Source organism: Kribbella amoyensis (genome assembly GCF_007828865.1).
GTDB lineage: Bacteria > Actinomycetota > Actinomycetes > Propionibacteriales > Kribbellaceae > Kribbella > Kribbella amoyensis.
Window position 1 is genome coordinate 4106544 of sequence record NZ_VIVK01000001.1, and the last position, 14211, is coordinate 4120754.

Here is a 14211-nt window from a genome sequence, read left to right on the forward strand (position 1 = left end):
GCTGGGGCCATGCGACTGCATCACGAGATGACCGGTCCCGAGGGCGCACCCGTGGTTCTGCTCGGCTCGTCCCTCGGTACGACGCACGCGATGTGGGCACCGCAGGTCGAGGCGCTGTCCGAACGATTCCGGGTGGTCGCGTTCGACCATCGCGGCCACGGTGACTCCGAGACCCCCGACGGCCCGTACACGCTCGCCGACCTCGGCAACGACGTCCTGGAGCTGCTCGACACGCTGGACGAGCAGCAGGCGTCGTACGTCGGGATCTCCCTCGGTGGCGCGGTCGGCCTGTGGCTCGCGGAGAACGCGCCCGACCGCTTCCACCGGTTCGCCCTGCTCTGCCCACCGGCTGACCCGGCGGCGAACGCGGCGATGTGGACCGAGCGAGCCGCCCAGGTCCGCGCCGAGGGGACGAAGGCGATCGCGGAGGCGACACTGGGCCGCTGGTTCCTGCCCGAGCACGCGGAATCCCACCAGGCCGAGGTCGAGGCGATCCGCGACCAGCTCCTCGGCACCTCCGCCGAGGGGTACGCCGCCTGCTGCGAGGCCCTGGCCACGGCCGACCTCACCGCGGACCTGGGGAAGATCACCGCGCCCGTCCTCCTCGTCACCACCGAGCAGGACGCCTCGATCCCGCCCGAGACGGTCATCCCGCTCGCTGGCCGGATCGCCGGCGCGCACCTGGAGATCATCGAGAACGCCGCCCACCTGGTCACGTACTCGCATCCGGAGACGATCAACCCGCTGCTCCTGACCCACCTGAGCTGACCCAAGGTAGTCACGGTGACACACCCCGTCGGCTAACCTGCTGGCCTTCGTGGCCATCGCAGGGAGGACCGACGTGGCTGGTCAGGTACGGGAAACCGGCGGCGTCGAGCTGGTCCTCGGTGACCTCTTCGAGACGGAGGCCGCGGCCCTGGTGGTTCCGGCCGGCGCGAACGGTTCGGTCGCGATCGACGTCGACAACCGGCTGCGGGCGATGGGCATCGACCTGGCCGCCGAACCGATGCGTCTCGGCACCGTGCGGCTGGTCGCGGGCGGACCGAAGTTGCTGCTGGTCGCCGCTGTCGTTCCGGACTGGGACCGCTCCACCCCCGCGCTGATCGAGGAAGCGGCTCGCCAGATCGGTGCGTTGGTCCCCACAGCCGGCTCGGCGATCGCGTTCCCGCTGCTCGGTACCGGGGCCGGCGGGCTCGATCCCGAGGACTCCGCTCGCGCGATCGCGGCCGGCTTCAGCAGTACCGCTCCGGAGGGATCGCGCGCGCAGATCTTCGTCCGCGACTCCCACACCCTGGCCGCACTCCGAAACGCGCTGCCAGAGCTCTCGCTGGGGGCCTCGCTGCTCAACCTCTTCGGCGATGCCCGAACGGAGCTGCCGATCCAGAACCAGACCCAGGACATCGCCGGCTTCGACCAATCGGTCCAGCAGGAACCGGCTCGGCCGATCGAGACTGTGCCCACGCACACCGACAGCCCGGCCGTGGTCGACGAGCTCGGCCGGAAGGGATTCGCGCGAGTCCTTGCCCGGCGGATCCGGGACGCCCGCACAGAGGAGAGCCGGAAGGCATCCGGGTCGCCCGATCGGCGGACGCGACGCGGCGGCGCCTTCCTGATCCACCTGCACGCACCGTGGGGCGCGGGGAAGACCTCGCTGCTGAACTTCCTCAGCGCCGAGCTCCGCCGCGACGATCCGGCTGCGGGGGAGCGGCGCTGCGTGGTCGTCGACTTCAACGCCTGGCGGCATCAGCGGATCGACCCGCCGTGGTGGTGGCTGATGACCGCGCTCTACAGCGGCGCCGTCCGCGAGCTGCGGCAGTTCGACCGGCGCCGGGCGTACCTGCTCCGGTTGCGCGAGTGGTACTGGCGGCTCAAGGGCGGCTGGCCCGGGTACCTCGCGTTGCTGCTCGTCGCGGCCATCCTGGTCGTGGTCTGGCAGACCGGGTGGCTCGGCGGGGTCCGCGGGCAGAAGCTGTTCTCGCTCAACGCGGCGACCGGCCTGATCGTCACCGTGGCCGCGATCGTCACGCCTGCCCTCACGATTTGGGGCCTGCTGCACGGCTTCGGGCGCTGGGTCTTCGCGACCTCGGCGCGGGGCGCACGGCGGTTCATCGCGAACACCAGTGATCCGATGCGGCTCGTCCAGGAACACCTCGGCGACCTGGCCGCGTGGATCCACCACGACGTGGTGATCATGATCGACGACCTGGACCGCTGCCGTGCGCCGTACGTGGTCGAGCTGCTGGAAGGGATCCAGACGCTCTTCCGAGACGTGCCAGTGACGTACGTGGTCGCCGCCGACCGGGACTGGCTCGCGGACAGCTACGCCACGGAGTACGGCGACTTCGCCGGGTCCACGGCCGAGCCGGGGCGGCCGGTGGGGTTCCTGTTCCTGGAGAAGACGTTCCAGATCTCCACCGGTCTGCCGCGGGTGGGCGACCAGGCGGACGGGTTCTGGGGTCGCCTCTTGCGGTCGACGGCCGGCCCTGGTGAGCACGAGCTCGACACCGCTCGCGCCGCCGCTACCCGCGAGCTGGGCCGCCGTGGAGTGACCGAGGCGCGCCGAGAGGTTGCTGCCCGGCCCGGGGCGACTCCGGCCGACGTCCAGGCGCGGCTGGAGACACTGGCCGTCGAGATGGTCAGCGAGCGGGCGCAGCTGCAGAACACGCACGTACTCGAACCGTTCCGCACCCTGCTCGGCCGCGACCCGAACCCGCGGCTGATGAAGCGCCTGGTGAACGCATACGGGATCGCCCGCGGCATCGAGACGTTGCAGGGCATCAACCTCGCCGACGACCGTGGTCGGGAGCAGCAGACCGCGCTGTGGACGATCCTCTGCCTGCGCTGGCCCCTGCTCGGCGCGTACCTCGCCCGGTACCCCGAGCGGGTGGCGCTGATCGGCGGCGAGGCGGAGCGCGACGTCGTCCCGGAGGACCTGCGCGTGCTTTGCACGGATCCGGAGGTGGTTGCCGTGGTCCACGGTGACGCTCCGGGGGTGACGGCTGCGCTGGAGGACGCCGCGCTACGCTCCGTCGTCCTCGCCTGAGCCCTGGGTGCAACGGCGGCCCGGAGCGGCTTCGGAGGTGAGCGATGCGGGGATCGGGACGGTCCGGCGCTAACCTGGTAGGCGGTCTGTCCCCGTCTGGAAGTGTCTGATGACTGTCGACTCGTTGTTTCCCCGCCTGGAGCCGTTGTTGCCGGGTGTGCAGAAGCCGATCCAGTACGTCGGTGGTGAACTGAACTCGGTCAGCAAGGAGTGGGACGCGGTCAGTGTCCGGTGGGCGCTGATGTACCCCGACGCGTACGAGGTCGGCTTGCCGAACCAGGGTGTGCAGATCCTGTACGAAGTGCTGAACGAGCGGGACCACCTGCTGGCCGAGCGGACGTACTCGGTCTGGCCGGACATGGAGAAGGTGATGCGGGAGCACGACATCCCGCAGTTCACCCTGGACAGCCACCGGCCGGTCCGGGCGTTCGACGTGTTCGGGCTGTCGTTCTCGACCGAGCTCGGCTACACCAACATGCTGACCGCGCTCGATCTGGCCGGGATCCCGCTGTACGCCGTGGACCGGACCGACGAGGACCCGATCGTGCTCGCCGGTGGGCACGCGGCCTTCAACCCCGAGCCGATCGCGGACTTCATCGACGCGGCCGTGCTGGGCGACGGCGAGGAGATCGTGCTGGCGATCTCCGAGGTGATCCGGGAGTGGAAGGACGAGGGCCGTCCGGGTGGCCGGGACGAGGTGCTGCTCCGGCTGGCCAAGTCCGGTGGCGTCTACATCCCGAAGTTCTTCACCGTCGAGTACCTCGAGGACGGCCGGATCAAGCGGGTCGCGCCGAACCGGCCGGGCGTGCCGTGGCGGACCGCCAAGCACACCGTGATGGACCTGGACGCCTGGCCGTACCCGAAGAAGCCGCTGGTCCCGCTCGCCGAGACCGTGCACGAGCGGTACTCGGTGGAGATCTTCCGCGGCTGTACCCGCGGCTGCCGGTTCTGCCAGGCCGGGATGATCACCCGGCCGGTCCGGGAGCGCAGCATCACCACGATCGGCGACATGGTCGACAACGGGCTGAAGCAGTCCGGGTTCGAGGAGGTCGGGCTGCTCAGCCTGAGCTCGGCCGACCACAGCGAGATCGCCGACGTCGCCAAGGGCCTCGGCGACCGGTACGAGGGCAGCAACGTGTCGCTGTCGTTGCCCTCGACAAGGGTCGACGCGTTCAACATCACGCTGGCCAACGAGTTCTCCCGCAACGGCCGGCGCAGCGGTCTGACCTTCGCCCCGGAGGGCGGCTCGGACCGGATGCGCAAGGTGATCAACAAGATGGTCAGCGAGGAGGACCTGATCCGCACCGTCGCCGCGGCGTACAGCCACGGCTGGCGGCAGGTGAAGCTGTACTTCATGTGCGGGCTGCCGACCGAGACCGACGAGGACGTGCTCGCGATCGCGGACCTGGCCAAGCGCGTGATCGCGACCGGCCGTGAGGTCTCCGGCCGCCGCGACATCCGCTGCACCGTGTCGATCGGCGGGTTCGTGCCGAAGCCGCACACGCCGTTCCAGTGGGCCTCGCAGCTCGGTGCCGAGGAGACCGACGCGCGGCTGAGCAAGCTCGCCGCCGCGATCCGGTCCGACAAGAACTACGCCAAGGCGATCGGGTTCCGGTACCACGACGGCAAGCCCGGCATCATCGAGGGCCTGCTGTCCCGCGGCGACCGCCGGGTCGGCCGGATCATCGAGCAGGTCTGGCGCGACGGCGGCCGGTTCGACGGCTGGAGCGAGCACTTCTCGTACGACCGGTGGGTCGACGCGGCCGGGCAGGCGCTCGCCGCCGAGCCCGTGGACCTGGCCTGGTACACGACCCGGGAGCGGGAGTACGCCGAGGTGCTGCCGTGGGACCACCTGGACTCCGGGCTGGACCGCGACTGGCTCTGGGAGGACTGGCAGGACGCGCTCGAGGAGGACGGCGCGATCGAGGTCGAGGACTGCCGCTGGACCCCGTGCTTCGACTGCGGCGTCTGCCCGCAGATGGGCACCGAGATCCAGGTCGGCCCGACCGGCAAGAAGCTGCTTCCGCTCTCCGTCGTCTGAACCGAGCCCGGCTCAGGACGCCAGGTCCTCCGCCGGGTCCAGCAGGTCGAGCGCTTCCCGCAAGGGAAGCGCCTCGGCACTGTCGAGGACCACGTCGGCACCGGCCAGCTCGTCGGCGCTGACGTACGGGTTGGGGATCCCGATCGTCCCCATCCCGGCAGCGGCCGCGGCGGCGACCCCGTGCGCCGTGTCCTCCACAGCGACCGCCGCGGAGCCGGCCACACCCAACCGCGACAACGCGAGCAGGTACACCGCCGGATCCGGCTTGTGCCCGTCCACGTCGTCCCCGGTCACCACCACGTCGAAGAGGTCCAGCGCACCCACCCGCACGAGGTGCCCTTCGACCCAGGACCGCGCCGAACTGCTCGCGATCGCCACCCGCAGCCCGAGCTCGCGGGCCTCGGTGAGCCAGGCCCGGATCCCCGGCCGGAAGTCGAGCGTCTCGGTGTCCATCACCAGCCCGTCGAAGTCGAACACCACCGCTTCGATCGTGCTCCCCACCAACCGGGCGCTCAGCTGGTCGATCTCGGTGTCGGTCAGCCCGATCCGGACCAGGTAGGCCCGGGCGCCGCCGTACCGCCGATCCAGGTGATCGAGGGAGTCGAGGATGACCTCGGGCGGAGTCCGCAGGTCGGCAGGGCGTTCCGTGATCTCCAGCAGGACCTCGCTGATCGCGTAGTCCGCGGCGATCAGGTCCCGCGGGACGCCGACCAGGTCGAGCAGGACCGCGACGAGCAAGCCGGTGCGGTCCTTCCCGGAGTGGCAGTGCACGACCACGGGAGCGCTCAACGGTACGGCCGCGATCGCCCGGTACGCCGCGGCGATCTTCCGCCCGTTGCGGTCGAGGCTGCCGCGGTAGATGTGCGCCAGCGACGGCTCGGACTCGGGATCACGCAGCGCCTCGGCCTCGGGGTCGATCCACGGGATCCGGACGTACGTGGGCGAGCCGTCGAGCGGGTGCGGTTCGCCGAGGGTTTCCATCTCCCAGTCGGACCGCAGGTCGAGCACGAGGCCCGCGGCGATACCGTCCAGCGCGGCGCGGCCGGCTGGGGACAACCGGTGCAGCGAGTCCGTCCGGACCACGGTGCCGGCGCGGGTCGTCCGTCCTGAGTTGGTCGGCAGCCCGCCGACGTCGCGTGCGTTCCGGCAGCCGTCCCACCCCAGTTGAGCCACGCGCTCTAGATTAGGGCACCTCCGAGCGACTCGAAGTCGTGCCAGGTCCCGTCCCAGGCTTTGTGCTGCAGCGAGCGGTCCGCACCGGCGGCGAACACGTCCACCCGTCCGGGACCCCACGACACCACCGACCCGGCCGGCCGTGGCCGCGTCCGAGCCGTCGCCTGCAGGCCGAGCCAACCGGCGAGCGCGGCGACGTTCATCCGCAGGATCTCGGCGGCGAGGGCCCAGTCGAGGAAGGTCAGCTTGTCGTCGGCCGAGTGGATGTGCCCGTTCGCGCTGTCGGCGCCCTCGATCGTCAGCAGCGCGGGCAACCCCGCGTTGATGAACGGGACGTGGTCGCTGGCGAACGGGTTCAGCGACGTCTCCACCTTCAGCGACGTGTACGTGGCGGCCGCCGCGGCCAGGTCGCTCATCAACGCCGACGAAACCTGCGCACCCTCCAGCAGTACCGTCGGTCCGGCCGTGTTCTTGCTGGCGATCATGTCCATGTTCAGTACCGCGCGGAGGCGGGCCCGTTCAGCGGCGGGCAGCGCAGCGACGTACTGCTTGCTCCCGTGCAGCCCCTCCTCCTCACCACCGAAGAGGACCAGGCGGAGGTCGTGCTGCCACGGCCGGGTCGCGAGGATCCGGCCGAGCTCGAGGACCCCGGCCGAGCCGCTGCCGTTGTCATCGGCGCCGGGCGCCGGGCCGTTCGGTCCGCCGGCCAGGTTGATCGAGTCCAGGTGCGCCGTGATCAGGACCAGCCCGCGCGGGACCGGACCACCACCGGCCCGGTCGCCGATCAGGTTCTGCGACTGGCCCGCGCCCACCGTGATCGGCATCCGGGTCACGCTGTAGCCCATGGCCACCATCCGGGCGGCGGCGAAGTCCACCGCCTGACCGAACGCCGGGCTCAGCGAGTGCCGGGTCGGCAGACTCGCGAACCAGGTCAGGTCGGCCTGGTACGAGGTCGGCGACAGCGCACCGACCAGGGCCGTGACCGCGGGATCCACCCGGCGCGGCGCGAGCGTCGGTACGTCCACCGCGATCCCGGGGCGCAGGGTCTGGACGCGCCAGCAGTGGTTGTTCCGCCGACGCGGTCTGTCGGCGGACGAGATCACCAGTTGGCGTCCGTGGTCCAGCAACGGCACCACGTCGGGGTACTCGTCCTGGAACGAGCGGCCGACCTGGGTCACCAGCAGCAGACCGGGCGCGGTCCGGGAAGCGCGGCCGAGTCGTTCGTCGGCGCCGCCCCAGACCAGGGACCGATCGCCGAACCGCGCGGCCTGTGGAGCGTCCACGGCCTCGGCAGCCGGGACGACGAGATAACGGACAGGTGAGGTGGTCATGCTATTCCTGCCAAACGAGTTCGAGTCGGTCGGGATCGGCGCCGACCACCATCGCGGAGCCGCCGACGCCGCGGGCGACCACGCCGGACGGTTCCCACTCGCCGGTGTGGGGTTCCGGGGCGTCGCCGCGGCCGATCAGCCACTCGACGAAGGTGCCGTCCGCGCGGAACTCCACTCCCCGCCGGCCGCGGGCCGGCGGGAAGGGGAAGTCGTCGCGGCGGTAGACGGTCACCCCGTCGTGGTCCTCCTCGAAGGAGTGCGTCCACCGCCCGACGATCGGGTCCGTGTTCAGGTCGCCATCACCTGCCCAGACGTTGCCGCGGGCATCGTTTCCTCGGCCGGTGCGGCGGGGCCGGTCGGCGGCAGCGAGATCTTGAAGTCGCTGATCACGCCGCCGAGGTACTCGTAGCCGGTGAGCGACGGTCCCCAGGCGTTCCCGTCCCACCACTTGTGGTAGAGCGCGGAGTCGGTGCCGACCACGAAGACGTCCAGCCGATCGCTGTCCCAGGAACTGACCCGCGGCTCGTCGACGCAGATGCCGCCGAGCGACTCCCAGCCGGACCAGGCGTTCCCGTCCCACGCCTGGTGCCAGAGTGCGGAGTCCGTGCCGAGCACGAACACGTCGAGCCGGTTCTCGCCCCACGACACCACGGTCGGTGTGGTCGTGCAGATGCCGCCGAGCGACTCCCAGCCGGACCAGGCGTTGCCGTCCCACCACTTGTGCCAGAGCGCGGAGTCCGTCCCGACGACGAACAGGTCCAGCCGGTTCTCGCCCCACGCGACCACCCGCGGCGGGCTCGCGCAGATCCCGCCGAGCGACTCGTACCCGGACCAGCCGGATCCGTCGTACCACTTGTGCCAGACGGCGTTGTCGGTCCCGAGCACGAAGGCGTCGAGCCGGCTCTCACCCCACGACACCACCTCGGGTGGGCTCATGCAGATCCCGCCGAGGTACTCGTAGCCGGTGACGGACGGTCCCCAGGCGTTCCCGTCCCACCACTTGTGGTAGAGCGCGCGGTCCGTGCCGAGCACGAACACGTCGAGCCGGTTCTCGCCCCACGTCGCCACCCGCGGCGGGCTCATGCAGATCCCGCCCATGTACTCGTAGCCGGTGACGGACGGTCCCCAGGCGTTCCCGTCCCACCACTTGTGATAGAGCGCGCGGTCGGTCCCGAGCACGAAGGCGTCGAGCCGGTCCTCGCCCCAGGCGGCCACTTCCGGGGCACTCATGCAGACACCTCCCATGTATTCGTAGTCGGTGACGGACGGTCCCCAGGCGGACCCGTCCCACCACTTGTGGTACATCGCGCGGTCCGTGCCGAGCACGAACGTGTCCAGTCGATCGGCGCCCCAGGCAACCACCGGGCCGGCCGGTTCGGGCGTCCCGGCGCCGGCCGAACCGGCGATCAGTGGCGACCGCACGGTGTCCAGGCAGGCCGCCATCCGGGCCACCTGGTCGGTCGTGAACATCACCATGCCGCGGTCGTCGGTGTAGTCCATGTAGTTGACGAACAGGTCCCCGTTCGGCCCGTTGTTGCAGGTCACGTGCGGGAACGCCGGCACCCCGAAGTTCGGGCCGGCCTGGTTCGGGGTGTCGGCGACCTCGTCGCTGCCGGAGCAGCCGGTGCCGTCGTCGCCCCAGATGTGGAACAGGTTCAGGTAGTGCCCGACCTCGTGGGTGGTGGTCCGGCCGAGGTCGAACGGCGCCGCCGCGGTCCCGTTCGTGCCGAAGCCGGAGTGCAGGATCACCACGCCGTCGGTGTTCGCCGGGCCGCCGGGGAACTGCGCGTACCCGAGCAGGCCGCCGCCGAGCTGGCAGACCCAGACGTTCAGGTACCGGTCGGTCGGCCACGGGTCCACGCCGCCGGTCGCCGAGGACTTCACCGCATCGTCGGTACTGAACGAGGTCTTCGTGGTCTGGGTCCGGGTGATCCCGTTCGTCGGGTTGCCGTTCGGGTCCTCGGTCGCCAGGAAGAACTCGATCCGTCCGTCCGCGACCAGCCCGCTGTACGGCGCGGGGGTGAAGCCGATGTCGGTGTTGGCGGCCCGGAAGTCCCGGTTCAGGACGGCGAGCTGGCTGTCGATCTGGGCCTGCGAGATGTTCTGCGCGGCGGTGTTGAAGACGACGTGCACGACGACCGGGATCCGCGCGATCCCGGGGAACCGCTGCTCACCGGTGACGTACTGCGTGGTCGCGTTCTCCAGCGCCGACCGTGCCGCGGCGTACCCGGGCTCGGTCGACAGCAGCCGGCGGTGGACGTCCATCACGCCACAGTTGCGCCTCGTCGGCTGGTCCGCGGCGCCACCGTCACCGCCGTCGCCGGACCGGCCGCCGCCACCCGATCCGCCGGATCCTCCACCGCCGGTTCCCGGGCCACCGGACATCCCCGCGCCACCCGGCATCCCGGACTCGGCCCGGCCCGCCGATCCGGTCATTCCCATCGCGGGACCGGTCGACTCCGCGGTCATCCGGGTCTCGGCCGGACTGCCCGGACTCCCGTTCGCCGACATCCCGCGCGCCGGCATCCCACCGGACTCGCGGCCCGCCGGCATTCCGCCCGCCGCCGTCGGACCGGACATCGCCTCGCCCGGCATCCCCGGCATCCGGTCCTCCGGCCGGTGCCTGTCCGCTCGCCCGTTCGCCTTCCTCGGCATTTCTCCCCCTTGCTCCGGGAGGGGCGCAGAGCAGGACGGAACCGGCCGCCGCGTCAGCGCGCGCGTCATCGGTTCCGGACCGGAACGCTTTCCCAGATCCCCCAGACCCACGTCTCAGCCGAAGGCGGACCGACCACCTTCCCCCACCGAACAGGCTGCCCCTGGTCACTGTTCGCTTCCACCTTGCTCCCGTCACCCGGGGTGCACAACCCCACAGGTACCGGTAGTGACCACCACCGAGCACCCCGCCCGAGGTAGAAGAGTTGCTTGAACCACGAACCAGCGGCGGCGGTGTCGGTTCAGAGGGTTCGCTGGAGGGCGACCCGGCGGTCGGAGGGGGTGAAGCCGAGGTGTTCGTTGACGCGGATCATCGGGCCGTTCTCGGGGGCGTTCCAGGTGTGCACGATCGCCGGCTCGGTGAGGTCAGCCTGGAGGGAGCGGAGGTTGGGGATCTTGACGGCCATACCGAGCCGGTGGCCGCGGTGCTCCGGGCGGACGAAGGTGTCGTACTGGTAGAGGCGCTCGCGGTTCGCGGTCGAACCACCCAGCTGCGTGTACGCCGCCAGCCTGCCGTCCCCGTCGACCGCGACCGTGGTGTGGCAGAACCGGCCCTGCGCGATCCGCCGCGCCTCGGCCTCGCGGATCCGCTCGGGCGTCCAGCGCATCTCCTCGAGCCCGCGCTCGCCCTGCGGTACGTCGTTGCTCATCGCCCGGTGCGCGTCCGCGAACTCCGCCAGCCACTCGTCGGGCGTATGCTCCCGCCACTGCACCAGCTCGTACCCCGTGACCGGCCGGTCCAGCTTGCCGATCGCCTCGTCCGACAGCGGCAGCCGGAGTACCTGGTGCAGCTCCTCGTGGGTCCGGACGAACCCGCGCGCCTCGGCGAACGCCGTACCGGAGCTCGTACCGTCGGCAGCGCCCGCGATCACGTTGGTGGACAGTCGCGTCCGCCCGTCCGCGCGCGCCTTGTCGACGATGACGTCCAGCAGCTTCGACGCCACGCCCTGCCGGCGGTACTGGGGAGCGACGACGATCTCGACGTCGAGGACATCCGTGTTCTCCTCCAGCCACCAGTCGAGCCACGCCATCCCGAGCCAGCTGTCCCCGTCGACCAGCCCGAGACCCTCGACCCGGACGTCGGAGTGCTCGGTGGCGAACATCACCTGCGCGTCCTCGCGGCTGAACCCCGCCGGGAACTCCTGCTCCGCCTGCCGGACCTCCTCCCGCAACCGGAAGTACCGCTCGAAGATCGCGTTGTCCCGGCCGTCTACTCTCAAGATCTCCACCGCGCGACCCTATGCGGCTGGATCCTCGCCCTTCCACCGGGTTTCCCCGTGGCTGCCCCAGCTGGGTGAAATGCACGGCCGGAGCCGGACACGTACGGGAGTGTGACGACAACGAAGGGGTCTCCCCTGCGGAAGAGACGACTGGCGGCCGGGTTGTTGCTGATGGCATCGCTCCTCGCGGTGCCGCTACCCACCCAGGCCGCCCAGCCTGTACCCGAGAGCCGGCAGATCACCTTGATCACCGGGGATCAGGTGGTCCTGGAAGGCGGTGACTCCGACCGGCTCTCGATCCTTCCGGGACCTGGACGCGAGCAGATCTCGTTCGAGGCCCGGCGGACCGCAGGGGAGTGGACGGTGATCCCGTCCGACGTCCGCGCCGAACTCCGCAACGGCCGGCTCGACCGGCGGCTGTTCGACCTGGAGATGCTGCTGCGGGACGGGTACGACGATTCCCGGCGCGCCGACATCCCGGTGATCGTGACCGGCGCCTCGGTGCAGAGCCGAGACGCGAAGGCGATCCGCGATCTCGGTGCTTCGACCGCGCTGGTCGTACCGAAGTCGAAGGCCAAGGGTGTGCTCACCGAGCTCCTCGGTGAGAAGACCGGGCGCGACGCCGGCGGCAGCAAGATCTGGCTGGATCGGAAGTTGCGCACGACATTGGACAAGAGCGTCCCGCAGATCGGCGCACCGGCCGCGTGGCAGGCGGGGTACACGGGTCGTGGGGTGAAGGTCGCCGTCCTCGACAGCGGGATCGACGACAAGCACCCCGACCTGACCGGCCAGGTGATCGCCCGGCAGAACTTCACCACCGACCCGGCCACCGACGTCGCGGGCCACGGTACGCACGTCGCCTCGACGATCGCGGGCAAGGGCACCGACGGGTACCGCGGGGTCGCGCCGGACGCCAAGCTCCTCGACGGCAAGGTCTGCGACGACGTCGGCGACTGCAACGAGTCGAACGTGCTGGCCGGGATCGAATGGGCCGTCCAGCACCGCGCCCAGGTGGTGAACCTCAGCCTCGGCGGCGATCCGACCGACGGGACCGACCCGGTCGAGGACGCGATGGAGCGCTACGGCAACGACGTCCTCTTCGTCGTTGCTGCTGGCAATCAGTCCGGCGATGGGACGATCGGTTCGCCGGGGACGGCGTCGGCCGCCCTCACCGTCGGCGCCGTCGATCGGGACGAGAACCTGGCCGACTTCTCCTCCCAGGGCCCGGCGCACGGAGGCGCGATCAAGCCCGACGTCACCGCGCCCGGCGTCGGGATCGTCGCGGCGCGCTCGGGCGCGTCCCAGCCGCAGGAGCCGGTGGGCGACAACTACGCGCGGATGTCGGGCACCTCGATGGCGACGCCCCATGTCGCCGGCGCGGCCGCGTTGCTGGCTCAACAGCACGCCGGTTGGAAGGCGCCCGAACTGAAGAGCGCGCTGACGTCAGCCGCCCAGGCCAACCCCGCGCTCACGGCGTACCAGCAAGGCGCCGGCCGCGTCGACGTGGCACGGGCGATCAAGCAGGTCGTGCAGGCGAAGACGGTCAGCCTGGCGTTCGGTACGGCGATCTGGCCGCACGCCGATGACAGGCCGGTCACTCGGGAGGCCGTGTTCCGCAACCTCGGTACGGCCTCGGTGACGCTCGACCTCAAGTCCGAGCTGACGATCGCGGGCAAGGCCGCCCCGGCGTCGGCGCTCAAGCTGAGCGCGGACCGGTTGACCGTCCCGGCGGGCGGCGAAGCGTCGGTCCAGGTGGTCTCCGACACCACCCACTCCGGCCCGGACGGCGTGTACTCGGGGCGCATCACGGCGACCACCGGGGAGCAGCAGATCGTCGTACCGCTGGTCGTGGACAAGGAGGTCGAGAGCTACGACGTCGCGCTGAAAACCCTGGACGAGAACGGTGAACCGGCAGCGCGGAACCGCACGTTCGTCTCGTTCACGAACCTGACGGACGGCGAATCGGAAGGTGGCGTCACCCCGACGACCAGGCTGCCGCGCGGGAAGTACTTGCTGGACGCGACGATGTTCGGCGCCGAGGGACAGCACTATCGCCTCGTGCAGCCGGAGTTCGTGGTCACGGGGAACAGGTCGGTAGTCGTCGACGCCAGGAAGACGGAGCCGGTCAAGGTGTCCGTCCCGCGCAAGGACGCCAGCGGCTTCGTCGCGTTCTTCGGCTACGAACGCAGGCTCGCGGACGGCGGGTCGATCAAGACGTTCAACCTCCAACCCAAGATCGAGAAGCTTTCTCTGGGGAGGATCGGCGGTCCGGTGCCGCCGAAGGACTTCACCGCCTTCGTGGTCTCCTACCTGGGCCGCGTGGGCGAGGACGGCACGCTGGCGGGCAGCCCGTACGTCTACGGCCTGGTCGACACGAGCCCGGGCCGCTTCTTCGACGGCCTCGACCGCAAGGTGCAGTCCGACCGCCAACTCGCCCACGTAGTTGCCAAGTACAACGGCCCGCCGGACGTCGAAACCAGCTGGCGCCTGGCAACCCGCGACACCATGCCTATCGGCGTCTCGGTCCGACTCCCCACCAAGCTCGACCAGTACCTCGAACCGCGCACCCCCTGGCAACAAGCCTTCGCCGACCAAACCAACCCACCGAGAACCTATCCGGCAGGCCGAACCACCGAAGAAGCCTTTAACTACAAAGAAGGTTGATGAGCAGCTGCCACCTGAGCTCCGCTT

General features: G+C 70.6%; 9 protein-coding genes. 4 read left to right on the plus strand and 5 right to left on the minus strand.

From position 1 onward, the window contains the following. Positions 1 to 9: 9 nt before the first annotated feature. The 3 genes from pcaD to FB561_RS19475 all read left to right on the plus strand — a co-directional run bounded on the left by pcaD (position 10) and on the right by FB561_RS19475 (position 5084). On the plus strand, positions 10 to 768 hold the full coding sequence (gene pcaD, locus FB561_RS19465; RefSeq protein ID WP_145808622.1) for a 3-oxoadipate enol-lactonase: 759 nt from the start codon (positions 10 to 12) through the stop codon (positions 766 to 768). A 73-nt stretch (positions 769 to 841) separates the two neighbouring features. Then, positions 842 to 3043 (plus strand): P-loop NTPase fold protein, encoded by a 2202-nt coding sequence (locus FB561_RS19470; protein WP_145808623.1) that lies wholly within the window; start codon positions 842 to 844, stop codon positions 3041 to 3043. A gap of 109 nt (positions 3044 to 3152) precedes the next feature. Continuing rightward, positions 3153 to 5084, plus strand: a complete 1932-nt coding sequence (locus FB561_RS19475; RefSeq protein ID WP_145808624.1) for a TIGR03960 family B12-binding radical SAM protein — start codon at positions 3153 to 3155, stop codon at positions 5082 to 5084. Positions 5085 to 5096: 12 nt separating this feature from the next. Here the strand turns inward: FB561_RS19475 and FB561_RS19480 are convergent, their stop codons facing one another. The 5 genes from FB561_RS19480 to FB561_RS19500 all read right to left on the minus strand — a co-directional run bounded on the left by FB561_RS19480 (position 5097) and on the right by FB561_RS19500 (position 11529). After that, positions 5097 to 6257: an HAD-IA family hydrolase gene (locus tag FB561_RS19480; RefSeq protein WP_170284718.1), complete on the minus strand. Its 1161-nt coding sequence runs from the start codon at positions 6255 to 6257 to the stop codon at positions 5097 to 5099. 5 nt (positions 6258 to 6262) lie between these two features. After that, a complete protein-coding gene (locus tag FB561_RS19485) occupies positions 6263 to 7588 on the minus strand; it encodes a M28 family metallopeptidase (protein WP_145808626.1) in 1326 nt (441 codons plus the stop codon). Position 7589: 1 nt separating this feature from the next. Further along, positions 7590 to 7820: a hypothetical protein gene (locus tag FB561_RS38270; RefSeq protein WP_202880673.1), complete on the minus strand. Its 231-nt coding sequence runs from the start codon at positions 7818 to 7820 to the stop codon at positions 7590 to 7592. A 56-nt stretch (positions 7821 to 7876) separates the two neighbouring features. Beyond that, positions 7877 to 10243 (minus strand): DUF8189 domain-containing protein, encoded by a 2367-nt coding sequence (locus tag FB561_RS19495; RefSeq protein ID WP_238334912.1) that lies wholly within the window; start codon positions 10241 to 10243, stop codon positions 7877 to 7879. A gap of 299 nt (positions 10244 to 10542) precedes the next feature. Then, positions 10543 to 11529, minus strand: coding sequence for a GNAT family N-acetyltransferase (locus FB561_RS19500; protein ID WP_238334913.1), 987 nt, complete (start codon positions 11527 to 11529; stop codon positions 10543 to 10545). A gap of 162 nt (positions 11530 to 11691) precedes the next feature. On the opposite strand from FB561_RS19500, the gene FB561_RS19505 reads away from it, so the two are divergent. Continuing rightward, the gene (locus FB561_RS19505) at positions 11692 to 14184 is read left to right on the plus strand and encodes a S8 family peptidase (protein ID WP_145808627.1); all 2493 of its coding nucleotides are present in this window, start codon (positions 11692 to 11694) and stop codon (positions 14182 to 14184) included. The last annotated feature ends 27 nt before the right edge of the window (positions 14185 to 14211 follow it).